This is a genomic window from Gordonia sp. (in: high G+C Gram-positive bacteria) (genome assembly GCF_052106715.1).
GTDB lineage: Bacteria > Actinomycetota > Actinomycetes > Mycobacteriales > Mycobacteriaceae > Gordonia.
The window spans coordinates 22,864-44,089 of sequence record NZ_JBQEDL010000025.1; the positions used below are offsets into that span (position 1 = coordinate 22,864).

20 protein-coding genes and 1 tRNA gene are annotated in these 21,226 nt (G+C 65.1%); 15 read left to right on the forward strand and 6 right to left on the reverse strand.

Annotated features, from left to right (window positions below; all coding sequences use genetic code 11):
- The first annotated feature begins 14 nt into the window (after positions 1 to 14).
- The 3 genes from ACTIMF_RS13280 to ACTIMF_RS13290 all read left to right on the forward strand — a co-directional run bounded on the left by ACTIMF_RS13280 (position 15) and on the right by ACTIMF_RS13290 (position 3,991).
- A complete protein-coding gene (locus ACTIMF_RS13280; RefSeq protein WP_442350772.1) occupies positions 15 to 524 on the forward strand; it encodes a hypothetical protein in 510 nt (169 codons plus the stop codon).
- Entirely contained in the window at positions 521 to 1,858 is a 1,338-nt protein-coding gene (locus tag ACTIMF_RS13285) for an MFS transporter (protein WP_442350773.1), read from the forward strand. The genes ACTIMF_RS13280 and ACTIMF_RS13285 overlap by 4 nt, the downstream gene beginning before the upstream one ends.
- Before the next feature lie 1,044 nt (positions 1,859 to 2,902).
- Positions 2,903 to 3,991, forward strand: a complete 1,089-nt coding sequence (locus tag ACTIMF_RS13290; protein WP_442350774.1) for a tyrosine-type recombinase/integrase — start codon at positions 2,903 to 2,905, stop codon at positions 3,989 to 3,991.
- Positions 3,992 to 4,117: 126 nt separating this feature from the next.
- Here ACTIMF_RS13290 and ACTIMF_RS13295 read toward each other — a convergent pair.
- Positions 4,118 to 4,189, reverse strand: a tRNA-Gln gene (locus tag ACTIMF_RS13295).
- A gap of 164 nt (positions 4,190 to 4,353) precedes the next feature.
- Here ACTIMF_RS13295 and ACTIMF_RS13300 point away from each other — a divergent pair.
- The 4 genes from ACTIMF_RS13300 to arsC all read left to right on the forward strand — a co-directional run bounded on the left by ACTIMF_RS13300 (position 4,354) and on the right by arsC (position 8,352).
- Positions 4,354 to 5,139 carry a nuclear transport factor 2 family protein gene (locus tag ACTIMF_RS13300; protein ID WP_442350775.1) on the forward strand — a complete coding sequence of 262 codons (786 nt, stop codon included), beginning with the start codon at positions 4,354 to 4,356 and terminating at the stop codon, positions 5,137 to 5,139.
- 257 nt (positions 5,140 to 5,396) lie between these two features.
- Positions 5,397 to 6,869 carry a bifunctional UDP-N-acetylglucosamine diphosphorylase/glucosamine-1-phosphate N-acetyltransferase GlmU gene (gene glmU, locus ACTIMF_RS13305; protein WP_442350776.1) on the forward strand — a complete coding sequence of 491 codons (1,473 nt, stop codon included), beginning with the start codon at positions 5,397 to 5,399 and terminating at the stop codon, positions 6,867 to 6,869.
- Positions 6,870 to 6,872: 3 nt separating this feature from the next.
- Positions 6,873 to 7,850: a ribose-phosphate diphosphokinase gene (locus tag ACTIMF_RS13310; RefSeq protein ID WP_442350777.1), complete on the forward strand. Its 978-nt coding sequence runs from the start codon at positions 6,873 to 6,875 to the stop codon at positions 7,848 to 7,850.
- 160 nt (positions 7,851 to 8,010) lie between these two features.
- Positions 8,011 to 8,352, forward strand: coding sequence for an arsenate reductase (glutaredoxin) (arsC, locus tag ACTIMF_RS13315; RefSeq protein WP_442350778.1), 342 nt, complete (start codon positions 8,011 to 8,013; stop codon positions 8,350 to 8,352).
- A 35-nt stretch (positions 8,353 to 8,387) separates the two neighbouring features.
- Here the strand turns inward: arsC and ACTIMF_RS13320 are convergent, their stop codons facing one another.
- A complete protein-coding gene (locus tag ACTIMF_RS13320; protein ID WP_442350779.1) occupies positions 8,388 to 8,825 on the reverse strand; it encodes a limonene-1,2-epoxide hydrolase family protein in 438 nt (145 codons plus the stop codon).
- 162 nt (positions 8,826 to 8,987) lie between these two features.
- On the opposite strand from ACTIMF_RS13320, the gene ACTIMF_RS13325 reads away from it, so the two are divergent.
- The 5 genes from ACTIMF_RS13325 (at position 8,988) to ACTIMF_RS13345 (ending at position 14,090) form a co-directional block, all read left to right on the forward strand.
- Positions 8,988 to 9,614, forward strand: coding sequence for a 50S ribosomal protein L25/general stress protein Ctc (locus tag ACTIMF_RS13325; RefSeq protein ID WP_442350780.1), 627 nt, complete (start codon positions 8,988 to 8,990; stop codon positions 9,612 to 9,614).
- Positions 9,615 to 10,181, forward strand: a complete 567-nt coding sequence (gene pth, locus ACTIMF_RS13330; RefSeq protein WP_442350781.1) for an aminoacyl-tRNA hydrolase — start codon at positions 9,615 to 9,617, stop codon at positions 10,179 to 10,181.
- Positions 10,182 to 10,288: 107 nt separating this feature from the next.
- Entirely contained in the window at positions 10,289 to 11,626 is a 1,338-nt protein-coding gene (locus tag ACTIMF_RS13335; RefSeq protein WP_442350782.1) for a GH1 family beta-glucosidase, read from the forward strand.
- Positions 11,623 to 12,882, forward strand: a complete 1,260-nt coding sequence (locus tag ACTIMF_RS13340) for an MFS transporter (protein WP_442350783.1) — start codon at positions 11,623 to 11,625, stop codon at positions 12,880 to 12,882. The genes ACTIMF_RS13335 and ACTIMF_RS13340 overlap by 4 nt, the downstream gene beginning before the upstream one ends.
- Before the next feature lie 137 nt (positions 12,883 to 13,019).
- Positions 13,020 to 14,090, forward strand: coding sequence for a beta-ketoacyl-ACP synthase 3 (locus tag ACTIMF_RS13345; protein WP_442350799.1), 1,071 nt, complete (start codon positions 13,020 to 13,022; stop codon positions 14,088 to 14,090).
- 39 nt (positions 14,091 to 14,129) lie between these two features.
- Here the strand turns inward: ACTIMF_RS13345 and ACTIMF_RS13350 are convergent, their stop codons facing one another.
- The 3 genes from ACTIMF_RS13350 to ACTIMF_RS13360 all read right to left on the reverse strand — a co-directional run bounded on the left by ACTIMF_RS13350 (position 14,130) and on the right by ACTIMF_RS13360 (position 16,680).
- On the reverse strand, positions 14,130 to 14,891 hold the full coding sequence (locus tag ACTIMF_RS13350) for an ABC transporter permease (RefSeq protein ID WP_442350784.1): 762 nt from the start codon (positions 14,889 to 14,891) through the stop codon (positions 14,130 to 14,132).
- On the reverse strand, positions 14,891 to 15,904 hold the full coding sequence (locus tag ACTIMF_RS13355; RefSeq protein WP_442350785.1) for an ATP-binding cassette domain-containing protein: 1,014 nt from the start codon (positions 15,902 to 15,904) through the stop codon (positions 14,891 to 14,893). Before ACTIMF_RS13355 ends, ACTIMF_RS13350 begins: the two co-directional genes overlap by 1 nt.
- A gap of 140 nt (positions 15,905 to 16,044) precedes the next feature.
- Positions 16,045 to 16,680 (reverse strand): PadR family transcriptional regulator, encoded by a 636-nt coding sequence (locus ACTIMF_RS13360; RefSeq protein ID WP_442350786.1) that lies wholly within the window; start codon positions 16,678 to 16,680, stop codon positions 16,045 to 16,047.
- A gap of 89 nt (positions 16,681 to 16,769) precedes the next feature.
- Here ACTIMF_RS13360 and ACTIMF_RS13365 point away from each other — a divergent pair, with 89 nt between their 5' ends.
- The 3 genes from ACTIMF_RS13365 (at position 16,770) to ACTIMF_RS13375 (ending at position 20,216) form a co-directional block, all read left to right on the forward strand.
- Complete coding sequence (locus ACTIMF_RS13365; RefSeq protein WP_442350787.1) at positions 16,770 to 17,789, forward strand: beta-ketoacyl-ACP synthase III; 1,020 nt, start codon at positions 16,770 to 16,772, stop codon at positions 17,787 to 17,789.
- A gap of 134 nt (positions 17,790 to 17,923) precedes the next feature.
- Positions 17,924 to 19,531 carry a peptide chain release factor 3 gene (locus tag ACTIMF_RS13370; RefSeq protein WP_442350788.1) on the forward strand — a complete coding sequence of 536 codons (1,608 nt, stop codon included), beginning with the start codon at positions 17,924 to 17,926 and terminating at the stop codon, positions 19,529 to 19,531.
- Between the two features lies 1 nt (position 19,532).
- Positions 19,533 to 20,216 (forward strand): hypothetical protein, encoded by a 684-nt coding sequence (locus ACTIMF_RS13375; protein ID WP_442350789.1) that lies wholly within the window; start codon positions 19,533 to 19,535, stop codon positions 20,214 to 20,216.
- A gap of 3 nt (positions 20,217 to 20,219) precedes the next feature.
- Here the strand turns inward: ACTIMF_RS13375 and ACTIMF_RS13380 are convergent, their stop codons facing one another.
- Positions 20,220 to 21,215, reverse strand: a complete 996-nt coding sequence (locus ACTIMF_RS13380) for an enoyl-CoA hydratase/isomerase family protein (protein WP_442350790.1) — start codon at positions 21,213 to 21,215, stop codon at positions 20,220 to 20,222.
- Between the last annotated feature and the right edge of the window lie 11 nt (positions 21,216 to 21,226).

A 21,226-nucleotide genomic window follows, 5' to 3' on the forward strand; every position in this document is an offset into this window, starting at 1 on the left:
GCTTCACCGGGTGGTTGAGCCGTTCCGTCGAACGACACGGACTATTCGACACGGTTGCAGCGGTCGATCGACTGCACGCCGAACTTTTCACCGCCGCGACCTCCGACGCGCCCGATGGCACCGAACTACTCAAGCTCGACGGCGACGGCGGCTACGTCTACGTGCCTGACAAACATCACGCCCACACCGCCGCGCGGACCGCTCTCCTCATCCAGGGGGCCGCGACCGACTGGGCCCGAGAGGTCGGGTGCGCACCCAGCGCCACCGCGATCATCCGCGGGCAGTTCAGTTACGGGTTCCGACGACACGGGAGCGTCTCGTTTCCGCAGATGATCGGCCCGGTTATCAATCGCGCCGCCAAGTTGTGCGACGCGCTCGAACCCGGCTACGTGGGATTCGATCACGGCTTGCTGTCGCTGGCCCCGCCCAACCCCGGCACAGGGTTCCGGCGGACACCGGAACCCGATTGGACAAGCGCAAGCACCACACAGGTCCACGACCACCTAGCCAACCACCAACCGTGACCAACTCCCTGACCGAGACCCGTCGCACTCTGCCCGCAGTCGTCGTCGCCAATACCGTTGTCGCGTGTGGATTTCCGCTCATCGCATACGTCCCAACGGAATACGGGGTATCTCCGCTGACTGCGGCATTGCAGCTGTCTGTACCGATGCTGATCGGTGCGACCGCTTCACTGTTCGTCGACACGATCACCACGCTGCGGCAATGTCATACAGTACTGATCGCGCAGATGGCGGTCCTGGTCCTTACCTCGACACTCGTAGCCGTACGGCCAGATGCAATCGAGATGTTCTGGCTCTCCCGCGTCGGCGCTGCTCTCGCCGCCGGTTCGACGGTCACCGTGATGCAGATGATTCACCTCGACAACCACACGAAACAACACGCCGCAGACAGCAGATTTCTCGCCGCCACACCGGGGATCTCGGCCGCCCTCGGTTGGGTTATAGGCGGTATCGTACCGGCGCTCACGTCGTTGCCCGTCTTCTTCGCTGCGGTAGCGGTCGTGAGCGCTGCCGGTTCAGTTCCGCTCGTCACCCGCCCCTACCGACTCCGGCGTCCACCCCCTCGGTCCTCGGCACTCGATGAGGCGACCTGCACCCCGGCCTACGCACACCGTCCGACTCTGCTGGCTCTGTTGCTAGCCGGCGTTCTGTTGACGGTGCCGTTGCTGTTGACCGTGTCCGGTCTGCGCGGTAATTCCGTCGTAGTGCTGGGTTCCTCAGCCCTGGTCATCGTAGTGTGCGCTGGGATGCTGGTACGCGCTGGCTGGGTGCGCAGCGACCGTGGCCCGGCGATCGGCGCAATGGCTGTGACATTCGCATTCGGCTTCGGCTTTACCTCCGCAGGAGTGTTCGTCTCTTTCACTTCCCTCGCCGCCGCCCCGCTCCTCACCATCATCGCTATCTGTCTCAGTCAGGCCGCGACCGGGGCATTCGTCACCCTCGGCTCCCACCGTAAGCCTCGGCGCAAAGAGCGCAGCTCCGCCGGTCGAGGTCACGCAAGTCAGCAACTAGCATGGGTGGCGGCGAGCTTCGCGCTCTACGCAATCTCTTCCCTGTCCGCCATGATCGTGCTGATGGCCAACGCATTCCGCGGATTCTGGCTCGGCCGGACATCAGTCACCTCGATCACCATCCAACAAGAGCTCAAGCGCCGAAACCCCCATGTCGAAGTGTTCGGCATCAGCAACGTCGTTCGCGCTGGCGGCATGGCCTACGGCTCGCTGGTCGTAGGATCAGTGGCCCCATCGGGCAGCGGAGCAGCAGCGCTAACCTGTGGTCTCACACTGGTAGGTCTCAGCGCCGCCACAGTGCTACTCCCTACACGCAGTTCATGATGTGCCTCGGCATTCTCTCACCATCTGTGAAGAGCTGGCAGTCCCGGTAGACGGCAACTTGCATTCGGCGCAGAACCCGCAATCCGAACGGTGCGCTGGATACTGCGACTTCGCGTAGACGAGCTGGGGCGGCAGCAACCCAAGTCGGGCGATCCAACTTCAATCTATTCGGCGTCTGAATGGGGAAGTGCCGAAGCGATCCGGATCGTGGCGAGATACAGCTAGTCCAGTGCGTCTTTCGACAGCAGATGGCCTAGCCATGAGAAAGTCCCTTCGGTCGGTGGCGAAGGGAGAACCGCTGGTCAGCGGTGGTGGACGACGCGCCCGCCGAGCGGGTAAAGTGCGTGTCAACGCGGGTGGAGATCACCGTCCTGATCCCCTCGCCAGACCCCGGCAGGTGCTTCCAACACCTGGTCGGGGTCGTTATTTTTCCGGCCTGCAGACGCCTCATCGAGCCCATTGAGCCATCGCGTATGCGCAAGACATCGTCCTGACGGAAATAAGCGTTCGCTTGTTATACCGTCTGAACTGCGCTTTTGCTTTGCTCCGCCGCCAGGACTCGAACCTGGAATACCTGAACCAAATCAGACATTCGATGCATAATCACATCCAAATGTCAATAGACTGAAGAGTACTCCCAGGTCAGATGGGGTCATGGTGAGGTGGACCGGAGTCGTTCAGGTGGTCTCATCGTGGCCCGTTTCCGGCGATCCTGTTTCATCTGCGGGATTTTTGCGGGATCCTGTCCGGGGTCACGGCCCCTACACAAAGAACCGCACGACCTTCAGGAACCGTCGCCACCAAGGGTGGCTCTCCATCCAGTCGTCGAACTTCTGTGCGCCCGTCCTGTCATCGCCTGGCTGTTCCGTGGTCATGCCTACCCCCTGTGGTCATGCCTGCCCCCTACAAGGCAGTCGCTGTTCCCCCTGGCGACACTATCGGACCGGCAGCGTTTCACCATCTCAGTCGATGATGCCCTAATGTGGCTCAACATCGACCACGACGCCGACCGCGCGACCAACAGCAGCTCGGCCGGGGTGGCTCTTGAAGCGATTAGTCGATCGGTCGAAGGACGCTCACTCATATCTGGCGACGGTCGCCGTCAACAAGAACCGTGGCGACTGGATTGATCCGAAGCGGCAGAAGGTCACCCTGCGCACGCTCGTGGAGCGTGAGGCCCACCGCGCCGACGCCGAGAACACGCGGCTGAGCAAGAAGGCGGCAGCGGCGAACCTGGGGCGTCTCGGAGGCATGCCAATCGGCACAATCGGGTCGCAGGACATCGAGGACTGGCTGACCGAGCTTCAGGACGGCAGGCCGTGGGCTGACGGCAAGCCTTTAGGGGCCTCATCGATCTCGATATACCTGCGCACCGTCAAGACGGCGCTGAACCGGGCCGTTGACGCATCGCCGCCGCTCATCGCGAAGTCCCCCGCCGCGAAGATCCGACCGCCGAAAGGTACCGAAGAGCGCGACGGCGTGAGTGCCGACGAGATCCCAACGACCGCCGACGTGCTGGCCCTTGTCGATGCCGCATCGAAGTTCGTGCGGCGCGGCAAGACGACACCGGCCAAGACGCCACTCGCGACGATGATCACGTTGCAGGCGTCGACAGGCTTGGGCCCCGGCGAGATCTGCGGCCTACGCCGTTCTGACGTGGATCTCAAAGGCAGGGCGCTCCGTGTGCGCGTTCAGTCCGCACGCTCGGCGGCGTGGACGTGGGCCGACTTAAAGACGCCTTCGTCGCGGCGAGACGTACCTATCCCCGACCGGGCGCTGGCGATGCTGAAGACGCACATGTCGTCCACCGCGGTGCAAGCTGCGAAGCGCGCGACCGATCGGGAGAGCAAGGATGTACCCGTGTTCCAAACCCGCGCGGGCGGCATGTACACGTCCACCACGTACGCCGAAGCGTTTGCGGCGGCGCTACATCGGTGTCTGCCAGATGCAGACTGGACTCCGCATGACTTGAGGCATTACTACGCCAGCTTGCTCATTGCGAAGAGCGTGGACGTGGCATCGGTACAGGCATACCTAGGTCACTCGTCTGCGAATGAGACGCTGCGAACATACACCCACTTCTGGCCCGACAAGCGGGACCTAGCGCGCACTGCTGTAAATGAGGTTCTGTAGCGATTGATCCCGCACGATCCCGCGTCACAAGGGCGGACCTGATTCCATCTGCGCGATTTGTGCGGGATCCGGGGGCCTGAACGACCCTCTCGAGACTCTCTAAACCCCGTATGAGCTGCTAATTTGCTCCGCCGCCAGGACTCGAACCTGGAATACCTGAACCAAAATCAGGAGTGTTGCCGATTACACCACGGCGGAATGCTGCGTCATGATTGTGCCACAGCGGGTGGCCGTGGTCGCGTCGGGCGGCGGTAGGAGGTCTCGACTTCGCTCGACCAGCGGCGGCTGCGCTGCTCGACAACGGCGAGAGAGCCACTCGGCCGACTACGCAAGAGCCACGCGACCAGCGGTAGAATCCCACGGTGTCCACCCGCGAAGAGATGCTATCGCTCGTCGAACAGTCGCCTGCCGCCGTCGCCGTCCACGACAAGCGGAAGTGGTTGTCGCTGTTCGCCTCCGACGGGATCGTCAACGACCCCGTCGGCTCGGACATCCATCGGGGACCCGAGCAGCTCGGCCGGTTCTACGACACTTTCATCGCAACTTTCATCGCACCCAACGACGTCGTCTTCCACCCGAAGCACGACATGGTGTGCGGCAGCACCGTGATGCGCGACCTGGAACTCGAGATCCGCATGACCGACCGCGTGATCCTCACCGTCCCCATGCATCTCCGGTATGAGTTGACCGACCACGATCTCGTGCGCGGCCTGTATGCGCACTGGGAGTTGCCGACGATGGTCGCGCAGTTCGGCAGCAAAGGCGTCTGGGCGCTGCCGTCGTCGTTGCGACTTTCGGCGCGACTCCTGAAGAACCAGGGGTTGTCGGGCTCGTTGGGTTTCGCGCGCGGATTCAAACGCGTCGGAGCGGCTGGCAAGAAGACGGCACAGACTTTTCTCGACGCAGTCACCGGCAGTGACGATTCCGAGCTCGCACGGTTCGCCGACCTGACCGTGACGTGCGGTACGGAACGACTCGAGGCACCGGCGGCACTCCGCGGGAGACTCGAAGGCTGGACGTCGTCGAAATTCATCTCCGCCGGCGACTATGTCACTGCGAGTCTGTCCGACGGAGACGGCCACGCAGTCGCAATGTGCAGGTTCTCCGACGGCGCATTGACGGATGTGACGGTGTACGTCGAGGAGTAGGGCTTCGAAAGCGGTAGGGGTCTCGACTCCGCTCGACCAGCGAAGACTCTCGCTCGACCAGCGGTTGACGCTGTCTCACAGACTCCAGCTCGACCAGCGAAGCTGTCTCACAGACTCCCACTCGACCAGCGGTAGGGGTCTCGACGCCGCTCGACCAGCGGTAGGGAGTCACGCTCGACCAGCGATGGGCGGCTTGAGGACCCCGGTGCGTAGGATTTCCCCGGCAGCGTCAACAGTCTCAAGCGAAGGACCCATCCATGAGCAGACAGCCCGACCAGACCGGAGTCGCGGTCATCGTGCTTGCCGCCGGAGCAGGCACACGGATGAAGTCGAAGACACCGAAGATCCTGCACCGCATCGGCGGCCGGTCACTCGTGGGACACGCCATGCACGGGGCTGATGGCATCTCGCCGGACGCGCTCATCGGCGTGGTCAGCCACGAACGCGAGAAGGTCAGTGCCGAGATCGGTTCGGTTGCAGAGCAACTCGGTCGACAGATTCTGATCGCCGAGCAGGACTCCCCGTCAGGAACGGGCGACGCGGCGCGCGCGGGCATGACAGCGATCCCACACTTCGAGGGCACCGTCCTCGTGACCGTCGCCGACGCTCCGCTCCTCGACGCGCAGACGCTGTCGGCCCTCGTGGCGACCCACACCGCCGATGACGGGGCCGCCGTGACCCTCACCAGCTTCGTCGTCGCGGACCCAACCGGGTACGGACGCATCGTCCGCGACACCGACGGCTCGGTCACCGCCATCGTCGAGCACAAGGACGCCACCGACCAGCAGCACGCGATCAACGAAGTCAACGCGGGCATCTACGCGTTCGACGCGACCGTCCTACGCGAAGCGCTCGCGAACCTGTCGACCGACAACGCGCAAGGCGAGTACTACCTGACCGACGTCGTCGAGATCGCTCGCACTGCTGGCCGCGAAGTGCGAGCGCATGTGGTCGACGATCCCGCCGCCGTCGCCGGCTGCAACGACCGCGCCCAACTCGCCGATCTCGGAGCCGAGCTCAACCGCCGCACCGTCCGACGCCACATGCTGGCCGGCGTCACTGTCGTCGACCCGGCGACCACGTGGATCGACGTCGACGTCACCCTCGGTCAGGACGTCCACATCGAACCGGGCACCCAGCTGCGCGGGCAGTGCGTGATCGCCGACGACGCGGTCATCGGCCCGGAGACGACCCTCACCGACGTCACCGTCGGTGAAGGAGCGTCCGTGGTCCGCACCCATGGTTCCGAGGCGAATATCAGGGCGGGCGCCACCGTCGGACCGTTCGCCTACCTGCGTCCCGGCACCGAACTCGGCGAGTCCGGCAAGATCGGCTCGTTCGTGGAGACGAAGAACGCGCAGATCGGCACCGGCACCAAAGTTCCGCACCTCACCTACGTGGGCGACGCCGAGATCGGCGAGTACACGAACATCGGTGCGTCGAGCGTCTTCGTCAACTATGACGGCGTCGAGAAGCACAAGACCGTCATCGGTTCGCACTGCCGGACCGGTTCGGACAACATGTTTGTCGCACCGCTTACGATCGGTGACGGCGTATACACAGGTGCGGGTACCGTGCTCCGGGGGGACGTTCCATCGGGTGCACTATCGGTGAGCGCTGGATCACAGCGCATCATTGAAGACTGGGTGCCCGCCAAGCGCCCCGGAACGGCTGCCGCAGACGCGGCTATCCGAGCCCAGAACGGTCGAGACCAGGAGAATAAGAGCTAGCCGATGAGTTGGACTACTGACAACCAGAAGAACCTCATGCTGTTCGCGGGCCGCGCGCACCCCGAACTGGCACAGGCCGTCTCCGACTCACTCGGCGTGCCTTTGACCCCGCAGACCGCTCGCGACTTCGCCAACGGCGAGATCTTCGTTCGCTTCGAGGACTCCGTCCGCGGCAGTGACGCGTTCGTTCTGCAGAGCTGCCCGTATCCGATGAACCAGTGGATCATGGAAACGCTCATCATGATCGACGCGCTCAAGCGTGGGTCGGCCAAGCGCATCACCGCGATTCTGCCGTTCTACCCGTACGCCCGCCAGGACAAGAAGCACCGCGGCCGCGAGCCGATCTCGGCCCGACTCGTCGCCGACCTGTTCAAGACCGCCGGCGCGGACCGCATCATCACGGTCGACCTTCACACCGACCAGATCCAGGGCTTCTTCGACGGCCCCGTCGACCACATGCACGCACAGGGTCAGCTCGCGGAGTACGTCCGCAACAAGTACGGCACCTCAAACATCTGCGTCGTGTCGCCGGACGCCGGTCGCGTCAAGGTCGGTGAGAAGTGGGCCGACGAGCTCGACGGCGCACCGATGGCGTTCGTGCACAAGACGCGCGACCCCGATGTGCCGAACCAGATCAAGTCGAACCGGGTCGTCGGTGACGTCTCCGGTAAGACCTGCGTGCTCATCGACGACATGATCGACACCGGCGGCACCATCTCCGGCGCCGTCAACGTCCTCAAGGAGGCAGGTGCAGGCGATGTCATCATCGCCACCACGCACGGAGTGTTCTCCCACCCCGCCGCGGATCGTCTCGCGAGTTGCGGTGCGCGCGAAGTGATCTCCACCGACACCCTCCCGATCCCGGAGGACCAGCGGTTCGACAACCTCACCGTGCTGTCGATCGCCCCGCTGCTCGCTCGGACGATCCGCGAGGTCTTCGAGAACGGCTCGGTCACCAGCCTCTTCAACGGAAGCGCATAGCCCTCAGCTGCGCGACCCGCAGCGATCACCCCTCACGACGACGCCGACGAGCACCACAACCGTCCCGAGCCACCCGGATCGCGACGAGCTCGCGGCGTCGTTCGTCGTCAGCGTGCCTAATACGTCTGGTGGGCCTGTCGGCGGGCGGTACGGTGAAGTCGTGGACGCAACGATTTATCACAATCCTCGCTGTTCGACGTCGCGCAAAACGCTTGAAAGACTCGAAAACGCCGGCATCGATGTCACCGTCGTCAAGTACCTGACCGAAGGTTGGACTCGCGAGCAGCTCACGAAACTGTTCGCCGATGCCGGGCTCACCGCGCGCCAGGCGGTCCGCAAACGCGAGGCACTGTACAAAGAGCTCGGACTCGCCGATTCGTCCGACGAAGCGATCCTCGACGCTATGGTCGAACACCCCGTCCTCGTGGAACGACCGTTCGTCGTCACCGACAAGGGCACCCGCCTCGCCCGCCCGATCGAGAGTGTCGACGAGATCGTGTAGATGCCCGTCGTCCTGTCACGGGCCAGGCGCATCGGCTACCGGCCGACGCCGTCGAACTTCCGGTTGACGGATGGAACGACAACCCCGACGAGTGCGCGGAAAAAGCCTCTCGTGACGTCCAGGAAGTCGAAGTAGTCGCGCCACACCGTGATTCGGCCTTCGCGGACCTCGAAGCGACCACACACCCAGAACCGAATGCGCAGCGGACCCGCTTTCAGTTCGTCAAGGCGTTCGGTGAGCACGACACCGTCGGCGTCCGCGCTGATCGCGAGGATCTGGACGTCGAATCCGAAACCTGGGCGATCCAGCGCCCGCATGACGGGCGCGAACCTCGCCTTCCCGCGCACCGTCGGCAGCGAGACATTCGTGTAGACGATGCCGTCGTCGACGTCAGCGAGCGCCGACTCCACATCGCCGGCCGCGAGGCCGGTCAGAAAGTGTCGGACCAGGTCAACCGGATTCTGTGACGTCATGCCCACATGGTAGGCTCTTTCCCGTTGTCTCGGCGAGGGTGATCGGTTCACCGTTATCGGCGCGACTGCGGAGTCTTCCACGCCCGCTCGGGTGATCAGGTTCTGCGTGTCGATGCCGCTCGCTGCGGCGCCACCGAACCGAAATCTATTGGAGGACATCACATGGCGAACAAGACTCCGACGTTGAGCGTCACCGTCCGCACCGGCCGCGGCAAGGGCGCCGCCCGTCGCGCCCGCAACGAGGGCCTGGTCCCCGCCGTGGTCTACGGCCACGGCACCGACCCGCAGCACCTTCTGCTCCCCAAGCTGGAGCTGAACGCCATCCTGCGTAACAACGGACTCAACGCTGTCATCGACCTCGACATCGAGGGCAAGAGCCAGCTCGTCCTGGCCCGCCAGGTCGACATCCACCCGCTGCGCGACTACGTCGAGCACGTCGACTTCCTCGTCATCCGTCGCGGCGAGAAGGTCGTTGTCGACATCCCCGTCCTCGTCGAGGGCACCCCGATGGGCGGCACGCTCACCGTGCAGGAAGTCAACTCGGTCGAGGTCGAGGCCGAGGCCATGCACATCCCGGAGAGCATTGTCGTCGACGTCGAGAACGCCGAGGCCGGCACTCTCGTTACCGCGGGCGACCTGAACATCCCGGAGGGCGTCACCCTGGTGACCAGCGCCGACAGCGCTATCGTCGCGGTGAACGAGGCTCAGCTCGCTGACGTCGCGGCCGACGAGGAAGCCGAAGGCGAGACCGAGGGTGAAGCCGAAGGCGACGAGGCTGCCGACGAGTAAGTGAAGCTCATCGTCGGACTCGGGAATCCGGGTCCAACCTACGAGAAGACCAGGCACAACATCGGCGCCATGGTCGCCGACAGCCTGGTCTTCTCGTACGGCGAGAAATACTCGGTCCACAAGCGTTCAGGCGCCGAGACCGCGACCGTCCGAATCGGTGGCGAACCGGTCATGGTTGCCAAGGCTCGTGCCTACATGAACGTGACCGGCCGCCAGATCGGACCGCTCGCCGCGTACTACTCGGTGACGCCAGAGGAACTGATCGTGCTGCACGACGAGCTCGACATCGACTTCGGTCAGGTGCGGCTCAAGCAAGCTGGCGGCGAAGGCGGGCACAACGGCCTGCGCTCCATCACATCCGCGGTCGGAACCCGTGACTACCTGCGCGTGCGCCTGGGCATCGGGCGTCCGCCCGGTCGCCAGGACCCCGCAGGCTTCGTTCTCAAGCCGTTTCCGGCGGCGATGAAGGCCGACGTCGAACTCCTGATCGCCAACGGTGTCGACGCCGCCGAACTACTGGTGAAGCAGGGACTCGAAGCCGCCCAGAACGTCGTACACACCTGGTGACTTCCGGCAATTTCGCCGACTTCCCGCGACAGCTTCGCCGATCGGCGATGATGATCTCGATCGTCTATTGATCGATCGATCAACATCGTCGTTCGCGAAGGAGCCGTATGCAGGGCGTTCCCGTCCTCCCCCGCCACATCCGATGGTCCGCTGCAACCGCCGCGTTCCAGGTGGAAGGTGCGCGAACGGCAGACGGACGCGGCCGATCGGTGTGGGACACCTGGGTCGAGACTCCCGGCAAAGTGGTCGACGGCTCGACCGCCGAACCCGGCCCCGACAGCTATCACCGATGGGCGGACGACGTCGCTCTCGCCGCAGGCCTCGGACTCGATCGCTATCGCTTCTCGATCTCGTGGACGCGGGTTCAACCCGACGGCAGCGGCCCGGGCAGCGCGGCAGGCCTCGACTACTACTCGCGGCTGGTGGACGACCTACTGACCGCAGACGTGACGCCGTTCCCGACGCTCTATCACTGGGATCTGCCAATCGCTCTGCACGAGGCGGGCGGCTGGACGGCGCGTGACATCGTCGGCCGATTCACCGACTACACCGAACTCGTCGCCCAGCGACTGGGTGACCGTGTCGAGAACTGGTATACGGTCAACGAACCAGCGATGACCACGCTCGAAGGCTATGCGATCGGCGCGCTCGCTCCCGGCGAGTTCCTCCTGTTCGACGCCCTGCCGACCGCCCATCACCAGTTGCTCGCGCACGGCCACGCCGCGCGCGTCCTACGCGAGTACGGCGCGCTGGCAGTCGGCGTCGCCAACAATCACACCCACGTGCTTTCGCTCCACGACTCTGCTGAGGACGCATCCGCGGCCGCCGCATACGACGCGATCCACAATCGTCTGTTCGCCGATCCGATCCTCACCGGCGCGTACCCGGAGCTACCGGGAATCGACATTACGATGCCGATCGTGGACGACGACCTGGACGTGATCTCGACACCACCGGACTTCTACGCGATCAACTTCTACAACCCGACCACAGTCACCGCCCCTGGCCCCGACAATCCGATCCCGTTCGAGATCGTCCCGACGCCCGGGGCACCGGTGACCGGTTTCGGCGAAGAGTGGCCGATCGTTCCGAGAGCGCTCCGCGATCTCCTCATCGACTTCTCCCGGCGATACCCGAACCTGCCTCCCCTGATCATCAGCGAGAACGGCGCATCGTTCCCCGAGCCGGACACGGCAGACGGCATGATCGACGACGCCGACCGCATCGACTACCTCGACGGGCACATCCGCGCCGTCGGCGACGCGATGCGCGCGGGCGTCCGCGTTGACGAGTACACAGTCTGGTCACTGTTGGACAACTTCGAGTGGGCGGACGGCTACACCCAGCGTTTCGGTCTCACGCACGTCGATTTCGCCACGGGTCGACGGACACCGAAAGCGTCGTACGACTGGTACCGCCGAGCGATCGCGAAGAACCGCGAGTGAAGCAGGCAGCGCCGGGCGGCCGCCGCTGGATGACGCTGTTCACCCTCGCATGGCTCGTCATCTGGATGGTCCAACTGACACCCCTGCAACTGCTGTTGCCATTGCAGTTGGACGACCAGGTGTCCGACGGCGACGACGAATGGATCCACGGCGTCGTCCTGTCCGGTCTGATCCTGGGAATCGGCGGACTCGCGGGAGTCGTCGCAGGCCCGCTGGCGGGCGCGGCCTCGGACCGGACTGACGGCGCACGGCTGCCCGCGGTCCTCGGCGGCCGACGCCGCGTGTGGGCGCTCGGCGGCACCTGGCTGATCGCTGCCTCGCTCATTCTGACCGGACTCGCTCACCAACCGTGGCTCGTCGGTGCAGCGTGGGTCGGCGTCTGCACCGGCATCGGCGTCACGTCGGCGGCCTTCAGCGCTCTTATCGCCGACCAACTTCCGGTCGATCGGCGCGGCGGCGCATCGGCGGCCGTCGGCTCGTCTCAGGCGCTCGGCATCGTGCTCGGGGTCGGAGCAATCGTCCTACTCGGACTCGACGTCCTCCCGGGCTACCTCGTCCTCGCCGTATTGATGGCCGTCGTCGGAACGTGGGCCGCGTTCGGACTTCCCGACCCTGCTGCACCACGGACACTGCTCGCGGTCGGCGACCGCCACGATAGGTGGGCGTCCTTGCGCGACAAGGATTTCGCGTGGTTGCTGACTGGTCGCCTGGTCACGAATATCGGCAACGCGCTCGGCACCTCCCTGCTCCTGTTCTTTCTGCTGTACGGCCTCGGACAAGCCGAGACCGCCGCCGAGGACAATCTGCTGATCCTGGTCGTCGTCTACACGGTGTTCGTGGTCGGAGCGTCGATCGCGTCCGGTCTGATCGCCGACCGGCTCGGGCATCGTCGCGCACTGACTGTTGCAGCAGCGATCGTCCAGTCGGTCGCAGGAATCGTCGTCGTGGCCAGTCCGACGTTCGCCTCGACACTGGCCGCCGCTGCGATCATGGGGGTCGGGTACGGAGCCTTCTCGACAGCGGGCCTAGCCTTCGCCACCGACCTTCTGCCGTACGAGCAGGACCATGGTCGCGACCTCGGCATCGTCAACGTCGCCGCCGCGCTGGGCCAACTGCTCGGCCCCGTCCTCGGCGCAGGCCTGGTCGCATTGGTCGGCGGGTTCTGGCTCGTGTTCGCTATGGCGTGCGCACTCTCGATCGCCGGTGCGCTCATCACTTTGCGCGCACGCGAGGCGCACCCGACGTCCCTGGACTGAACGGACGACAGGGGCAGACGTAGAATTCCACCCGGGAATTCCACCCGGGCTCCGACACGACGTGGTGTCGGATAGACGAACGAAGGACGAAGATCTTGGCGACACTGGCTACTCCGTCAGGACATCAGAACGTGGCTATGTTGGGCATCGGCGCATACCGGCCTGCGCGGCTGGTGACCAACGACGAACTCTGCACCGTTCTGGACTCATCGGACCAGTGGATCCACGAGCGCAGCGGCATCCGCGCGCGTCGCTGGATCAGCGGCGACGAGTCGATCCGCAGCATGTCGACCGCGGCTGCCGCACGCGCGATCGACAACTCCGAGGTCGACCGCGAGCAGATCGACATGGTCATCATGGCGACGAGCAGTTGGCCGTACAACGTGCCGCACGGCGCTCCGCTCGTGGCCTACGACCTCGGCCTCAACGGAGTGTCCGCATTCGACGTGTCCGCCGGATGCGGCGGGTTCGGTTACGCACTCGGGGTGGCCGCCGACGCGATCCGCGCAGGCAGTGCAACCCACGTCGTCGTGATCGGCGTCGAGACCATGTCGGTCGGCCTGGACGTGACCGACCGGTCGACGGGCTTCATCTTCGGAGACGGTGCCGGAGCAGTGGTCGTCGGGCCGAGCGACGTCAACGGTATCTCGCCGATGGTATCGGGCAGCGACGGCGAGCACGCCGAAGCGATCATCCAGAACTTCGACACCGTCTCGTACATGGCACGCGCAGTCGAGTACCAGGGCAAGGATCCCGAGACCGACCCGGTCGGCCGGATGGTGATCAACATGGCGGGGCCGAGCGTCTTCCGATGGGCCGCGATCACGCTGCCGAAGGCCCTCGGCGACATGCTGAAGATCTCCGGCGCGACCCTTGAGGAGATCGAAGTGTTCGTCCCGCACCAGGCGAACGCCCGCATCAATGACTTGATGAAGAAGAATCTGGGCTTCCCCGAGGATCTCCCGATGGCGTACGACATCGAGAACACCGCCAACACCTCGGCGGCCTCGATTCCACTCGCCATCGAAGAACTCCTCGCCACCGGTAAGGCCGGGGGCGGCGCGACGGCGCTCATCCTCGGCTTCGGCGCGGGCCTGAGCTACGCGGGCGGTGTCGTCACCCTGCCGCCCGCGCCGAAAGTCACGAGTTTCGACGGTCTCGAGGACGCGAAGCCCGGTCCGCTCGCCAAGCACCTCCTGCTCAAGTAGCGCGAGGCGGGTAAAAGCCCCGCACGCACTTCTCCCGACTCAGGCGTTCTCTTTCCGGAACACCGACGTGCCCCACCAGGTGGCAAGTGCGCTGAGAATGAGGGCTGCGAGCAGCCCCCACCCGACTTGGGACGACATCACATCGCCCAAGAACGAACTGCGGACGCCGTCGGTGATCCAGCGGAACGGGATGAAGTCACTGACCCGCTGCAGCCATTCGGGGCCGATGGTCATCGGCAAGAGAATCCCGGACAGCAGCAAGATCGGCATCATCACCATGTTGATGACCGGAGCCATCACGTCTTCGCTCTTCGTGGTCAACGCCAGAGCGTTGGACGCAGCGGCGCACGCTCCGCCGACGAGGAGGGTGATGACGAGGCCGACCACGACGCCGGCGACCGCTCCCCGCATACCCATCACGTAGCCCAGCCCGATCAGGATGAGCGCCTGCACCAGCAGTTGCAGCAGGTCTCGCAGGATTCGGCCGAACAAGAGCGCGGTCCGGCTCGCCGGAGTGACGCGCTCGGCTTCGATGACGCCTTCGCGCCACTCGCCGATGAGGCTGAATCCGGCGAACATCGCGCCGAAGATCCCAAGCTGCACAAGCAGTCCGGGAACGAAGAACGTGTACGCGTTGTCGCCCGCCCCGGGAAACTGGGTGACGAGCGGTTTGAGCAGCGGGCCGAACAGCAGCAGGTACATCACCGGCTGCATGATGCCGATGAGGACCCAGGCCGGGTTGCGCAAGTTCATGCGCAACTGACGACGGAACACGACGTACGACTCGGTGGCGAACGCCATCACACGGCCTCCTTCTCGGATGCCGCCACCGCGTCGTTCTCTGAGGTGTCGGCGGGTGTGTCGTCGCGCAACGAACGACCGGTCAACGTGAGGAAGACGTCGTCGAGCGTCGGTTTGACGATCTCGATCCCCTCCAAGATCGCGCCGCGGGAATCGAGGTCGCGGAGGAGACCGGGAACGACCCGTGCCGATCCGCGGACGCGGGCACTGAGTGCGGCCCCCTCGATCTCGACGTCGGTGCCGACCGACTCGAGTGACTGCGCAACCGCTGGGACGTGCTCGCGATCACCGAGTTCGAGCCGGACGAGGTCGCCGGAGACCTGCGACTTCAGGTTCTCCGGAGTGTCTGCGGCGACGATACGACCGTTATCGATGATGAGGATGCGGTCCGACAACGCGTCGGCCTCATCGAGATAGTGGGTCGTGAGGAACACGGTGGCTCCGCGGTCGGTGCGGAGTCGGGCGATGTGCTCCCACAGGTTGGCGCGGGCCTGCGGGTCCAGTCCGGTGGTCGGCTCGTCGAGGAACACCAGGGTCGGGTCGTGGATCAGCCCCATCACGATGTCGAGACGACGCTTCTGGCCGCCCGACATGTTCTTCGGCATGCGGGTCCACAGACCGTCGAGTTGAAGCTGGGCGAACAGTTCCTTGCCCCGCGCCACCGCGTCGCGACGCGACATCCCGTAGAGCTGTCCGTGGTCGCTGACCTCGTCGCCCGCGAGCGCCTGCGAGAACGTCGATCCGGCCTGCGAGACGTAGCCGATGCTCCGGCGGACCTGGACCGGCTCGGCGAGGACGTCGAAGCCGTTGACTGTCGCCGTCCCGGCGGTCGGACGAAGGAGCGTCGTCAGCATGCGGAGAGTCGTCGTCTTACCTGCACCGTTCGGTCCGAGGAAGCCGACCACCTCACCCTCGGCGATGTCGAGGTCGACGCCGTCCACTGCGCGGACCTGTTTCTGTTGTTTACCTCTGCCCGTCGTGAACATCTGAACGAGACCTCTGGCATGAATCATGCGGGAGTCACTTCCTCTTAAGATGCATGTCATATTCAAATTTGACTAGACTCATGATTCTCGTGTCGGTCAAACGTGTCAACAGATTTAGCAGGAGCCCCCGACAGTCCGCCGTCTATCCAGGCCGTCGGGCCGTGCGCTCAGGATCTGCGCAAGGCGCGAAGGTACCGGTCACGGTCGGCGACCATCTGCGTGCCGGGATCGTCTACGGGCGGCGCCCACGAGCGATCGAACGTCTCGGTCATCGCGCCCTCGTCCCACTCCACGAACAGACTGTCGATCCAGTCGAGTTCAGTCCCGGCGAGCCGACTCCACAGCTCAAGGGTGCGTTTAGCATGCGGCGGCGAGTACTCGCCGGACCGGCCCGCGACGAGTTCGTCGAGCCCCTCGATCAATGCGCTCCGCCGTGCGGTCATCGCCGCGCGGGCGCGCGCCTCGCCGATCGTCGGCAGCAGGCTGAAGGCGGCGAGGAACGCTCTCCGGTCGAAGACGTTCACCGACTCGATCGACTCGATGATCATCGTCTCGAGCACCGACCGCCCGTCCGGGGTGATCTCGTAGACCACCACGTCTCGGCCACCGTCGTCGACAGTCGTCGCCCGCAGCAGTCCGTCCTCGGAGAGCCTGCGCAAACCGTGGTAGATCGAGCCCGGTCGCGTGCTCGCCCATTCGTCGACACGCCACGACAGGAGTTCGCGGCGGATCTGGTACCCGTTGACCGGCTCGAACAGACGCACCGCCCCCAGCAGTAACAGACGGGTCGTACCTGCAGACATACCGTTCACGGTAGCCGGTACTTCCCGGTAGGCCCGATCCCGTGAGACCGTGAAGAATCAGTGACGGGGATCGCAGAAGGAGATCGTCCATGGTGGAACTACACGAAGCGACCGGTATCCGACACATCGGCATGCTCGGGATCGGCGCGTATCGACCCGAACGCGTCGTCACCAACGACGAGATATGCGAGAACATCGACTCGTCTGACGAGTGGATCTACACGCGAACAGGTATCAAGTCGCGCCGTTTCGCCCGACGAGACGAGACGGTCGTCGAGATGGGCGTCAACGCCGGCCGCACGGCAATCGCGAACGCGCTCCTGTCCGGGACGGACATCGACGCCGTGATCCTCGCGACCAACACCCACTTGTTGCAGACGCCCGCAGGTGCTGTGAAGATTGCGACCGAGTTGGGCGCCAACGGAGTTCCCGCGTTCGACGTGACCGTCGGCTGCGCCGGGTTCGGCTACGCGATGTCCCTGGCATGCGACATGGTTCGCGGCGGCAGCGCGACGAACGTCCTCGTCATCGGCGCCGAACAGCTGTCGGTGACACTCGACATGACCGATCGCGGCAACTGCTTCATCTTCGGTGACGGTGCAGCCGCCGTCGTCATCGGACCGACCGAGAAGCAGGGCCTCGGACCAGTCGTCTGGGGCAGCGACGGCACACAGTTCGACGCGATCCGCCAGGACATCGACTGGCTCAGCTATCTCGACGGCGACGACCACGCGAAGCGTCCGTACATCCGACTCCAGGGCACTGCGGTCTTCCGCTGGGCCGCATTCGAGATGGGCAAGGCGGCGCAGCGTGCTCTCGACGTCGCGAAGGTCGACGCGTCCGAGATCGACGTGTTCATCCCGCATCAGGCGAACACCCGCATCAACGACTTGCTCGCCAAGAGCCTCAAGTTCCCGGAGACGACCGCCGTCGCCAACGACATCGAGACCGCAGGCAACACGTCGGCAGCCTCGATCCCGCTCGCCATGGAGACCATGCTTTCCACTGGCACCGCGAAACCCGGCGACACCGCTCTGCTTCTCGGTTACGGGGCGGGTCTGAGCTACGCGGCTCAGGTCGTCACGATGCCGCCGATCCCGTTCGAATGACCCGCTGATACCGCCTTCTAGCCGAAACTTCGCGTTGCACGATCGAACGTTCAATCGTGCAACACGAATTCCGGGGTACGAGAGCCGCGAGGAGATTTTTGCCGCGGCAACCTCTGGCCCGATAGCGTAGACGGGTGAGTTCCGAGGTCATCGGGCGTGAAGTCAAACGCCGTCGCACGTTCGCCATCATCTCCCACCCCGACGCGGGCAAGTCGACCATGACCGAAGCGTTGGCGCTGCACGCCCGCATGATCAGTGAGGCCGGCGCCGTCCACGGCAAGGGCCAGCGCCGCTCGACTGTCTCGGACTGGATGGAGATGGAGAAGGCCCGCGGCATCTCCGTCAGTTCGACGGCCCTGCAGTTCAAGTACGCGGCCGCAGGCGACGCCGGAGACCGCCCACACGTCATCAACCTGGTCGATACCCCGGGACACTCGGACTTCTCCGAGGACACCTACCGGGTGCTGACCGCCGTCGACGCAGCCGTCATGCTCATCGACGCGGCGAAAGGCCTTGAGCCCCAGACGTTGAAGCTGTTTCAGGTGTGCCGTCACCGCGGCATCCCGGTGATCACCGTCGTGAACAAGTGGGACCGTCCCGGGCAGACCCCGCTGGAACTGATCGATGAGATCAGTGAGCGCATCGGCCTCATCCCGACGCCCTTGTACGTCCCGGTCGGCATCGCGGGCGACTACCGCGGCCTGTTGGACCGCCGCACCGGCGAGTACATCAAGTTCACGCGCACCGCGGGCGGCGCGAAGGTGGCGCCCGAGGAGATCCTCGACGCCGACACCGCGCGCGACGCCGAAGGCGCGGCGTGGACCGCGGCGTCCGAGGAGAGCGAACTCCTCGGCGAACTCGGTCAGGACCACGACCAGGAGATGTTCCTGGCCGGCCAGACGTCGCCGATGATCTTCACCTCGGCGATGCTCAACTTCGGTGTGCGCCAACTCTTAGAGGCGCTCGTCGAGTTCGCTCCCCCGCCGCGCGGACGCGTCGCGATCGACGACACGACGCGCGAGGTCACCGACCCGTTCAGCGCGGTCGTCTTCAAGGTGCAGGCCGGTATGGACAGTTCGCACCGCGACCGCCTGGCCTACATGCGGATCGTGTCGGGCGAGTTCGAGCGCGGCATGGTGGTCAACCATGCGCAGACCGGGAAGCCGTTCGCCACGAAGTACGCGCAAGCCGTCTTCGGCCGCGACCGGGCCACCGTCGACACCGCCTATCCGGGCGACGTCGTCGGACTCGTCAACGCGATGGCGCTGGCCCCCGGGGACACCCTGTACCTCGATCCCAAGGTCCGGTACCCGCCGATCCCCTCGTTCGCTCCCGAGCACTTCTCGTCGCTGCGCGTGACGACGGCCGACAAGTACAAGCAGTTCCGCAAGGCCATCGACCAGCTCGACGCCGAAGGCGTCGTCCAGGTGTTGCGCAATGACCTGCGCGGCGACGCCTCACCGGTCCTCGCGGCCGTCGGACCCATGCAGTTCGAAGTCGTGACGGCCCGAATGAAAGCCGAGTTTAATGTCGACACCGTGATCGAACCGCTCGGCTATTCGCTGGCGCGGCGCACGGACGAAGCGAGCGCACCCGAACTGGCCAGACAGCGGGGCGTCGAAGTCTTCACCCGCACCGACGGCGCGATTCTCGCACTGTTCAGCGACAAGTGGCGTCTGCAGTACATCGAGAAGGAACACGAGGACCTCCTCCTGGAGCCGCTCGTCGCCGCAGCCGACTGACATGCGCAGGCATCGGGCGCCAGCGCAGGTGGCCGCAGGAGTCTTCACCTGTGTCGCTGTCCTCACCTCGTGCGGCACCTCCCCGGCCGACGAGTCGACGCATCCGTCGGAGCCGTCTGAAGCACCCCGCCTGCCCCTCGCCGACTGCGATGCTCCGACGCCCACGGGGAAGGTGGACCGCAGTGGGTACGGGATAGGCAGGACATCCGGGCTGAAGTACTCCCGCGGCGTCATGCAAGTCTCGATCGACGCGTCCGACGGCCGACCCGACGAGTGCGTCGAGTTCGCCAAATGGGGCAACGACTCCGTCGAAATAGCGCCCGACTCCCTGCTGTTCACGTTCTCGGGCGGCAACGGCGAGGGCGGCCAGTTCGAGTTCCTCGCGTCGGCGCTCACCGGAGAGCGCACGCCCGATTCACGGGACGTCGGGGAATTGACGGACCCCATCAGTGCGATGGTCGGCGTATCCGTCGACGGCATCTACTACACGGCACCCGCCTGCTCGTTGACTCTCACCAGGGTGAGCGGGCACCGCGCAGCCGGGCGCTTCACCTGCGCACAGGCCATCTCCCAGGACGCCAATCCGTTCGCCCCGTCCGACGACGTTCCGTACGACGAGGATCCCGCGCCGACACCCGCACCCCTCACGGCGCGCTTGACGGGGCGCTTCGACGTGCGGCGGTAGCCGTCAGACGATCTCGGCGACGGCCTCCGGCGACACCTCGTCGATCGTCGGCGGTACGAACGACGGATTCCGATCCTTGTCGACGAGCACCGCACGGACGCCCTCGGCGAAATCAGGGTGCGCGGTGATCTTCTCCGCCGTCGACAGTTCACGCTCGAGACATTCGGCCAGGGACGACGATCCGCCCTCTTCGAGCAGTCGCGCCGTGACGAACAGGCTCGTCGGCGACGCCGAGTCGAGCAGCGCCACCATTTCCTCCGCCCAGTCGTCACCGACCGCGCCACGTAGACCACCGGCCACCGCGTCGACGCTCACGTCGCCGAAGTAGTCAGCGATCTTGCCGAGCGGCAAAGTCGACTCGACCGGGTCACGGTGATCGGCCAACGCTTCGGCGAGACCTGCCCCGGATCGGATGACGTCGGCGACTCCGGCAAGCTGGTCGGACGGCACGTAGTGGGTCGCGAGGCCGATGGCGACGGCGTCCGAGCCACGCACGCGCGCCCCGGTCAACCCGAGCCACATGCCGACGCCTGCGGGCAGACGCGGGAGGAAGTAGCTGGCCCCGACATCCGGAAAGAAGCCGATGGCCGTCTCCGGCATCGCAATGAGGGCCTTCTCAGTCACGACCCGGATCTCGCCGTGCACGCTGATGCCGAGGCCACCGCCCATGGCCGCTCCATCGACCAACGCGACATAGGGCTTCGGGTACTCGGCGATCAACTGGTTCACGCGGTACTCGCTAGCGAAATACTTGGTGACAGCGGCCGTGTCGCCTGCCAGCGCGCTGTCGCGGATGGCGCGGATATCTCCGCCGGCACAGAACGCGCGGTCGCTCGACGAGGTGACCAGGACGATCTCGACGGAATCGTCGTCGGCCCACGCGGTGAGGGTCTCATGCAGGTCGTCGATCATCGACTGGTCGAGCGCATTGAGGGCCTTCGGTCGGTCCAGGATGATCTCGCCGACGCCGTTGCTCACAGAAGTACGGATGTAAGACATGGTGACCACGC

Coding starts and splice junctions, on each gene's coding strand:
- glmU (WP_442350776.1), top strand. CDS start 5,397: ATGAGCAGACAGCCCGACCAGACCGGAGTCGCGGTCATCGTGCTTGCC.
- ACTIMF_RS13310 (WP_442350777.1), top strand. CDS start 6,873: ATGAGTTGGACTACTGACAACCAGAAGAACCTCATGCTGTTCGCGGGC.
- ACTIMF_RS13320 (WP_442350779.1), bottom strand. CDS start 8,825: ATGACGTCACAGAATCCGGTTGACCTGGTCCGACACTTTCTGACCGGC.
- ACTIMF_RS13325 (WP_442350780.1), top strand. CDS start 8,988: ATGGCGAACAAGACTCCGACGTTGAGCGTCACCGTCCGCACCGGCCGC.
- ACTIMF_RS13335 (WP_442350782.1), top strand. CDS start 10,289: ATGCAGGGCGTTCCCGTCCTCCCCCGCCACATCCGATGGTCCGCTGCA.
- ACTIMF_RS13345 (WP_442350799.1), top strand. CDS start 13,020: ATGTTGGGCATCGGCGCATACCGGCCTGCGCGGCTGGTGACCAACGAC.
- ACTIMF_RS13350 (WP_442350784.1), bottom strand. CDS start 14,891: ATGGCGTTCGCCACCGAGTCGTACGTCGTGTTCCGTCGTCAGTTGCGC.
- ACTIMF_RS13355 (WP_442350785.1), bottom strand. CDS start 15,904: ATGATTCATGCCAGAGGTCTCGTTCAGATGTTCACGACGGGCAGAGGT.
- ACTIMF_RS13360 (WP_442350786.1), bottom strand. CDS start 16,680: ATGTCTGCAGGTACGACCCGTCTGTTACTGCTGGGGGCGGTGCGTCTG.
- ACTIMF_RS13365 (WP_442350787.1), top strand. CDS start 16,770: ATGGTGGAACTACACGAAGCGACCGGTATCCGACACATCGGCATGCTC.
- ACTIMF_RS13375 (WP_442350789.1), top strand. CDS start 19,533: ATGCGCAGGCATCGGGCGCCAGCGCAGGTGGCCGCAGGAGTCTTCACC.
- ACTIMF_RS13380 (WP_442350790.1), bottom strand. CDS start 21,215: ATGTCTTACATCCGTACTTCTGTGAGCAACGGCGTCGGCGAGATCATC.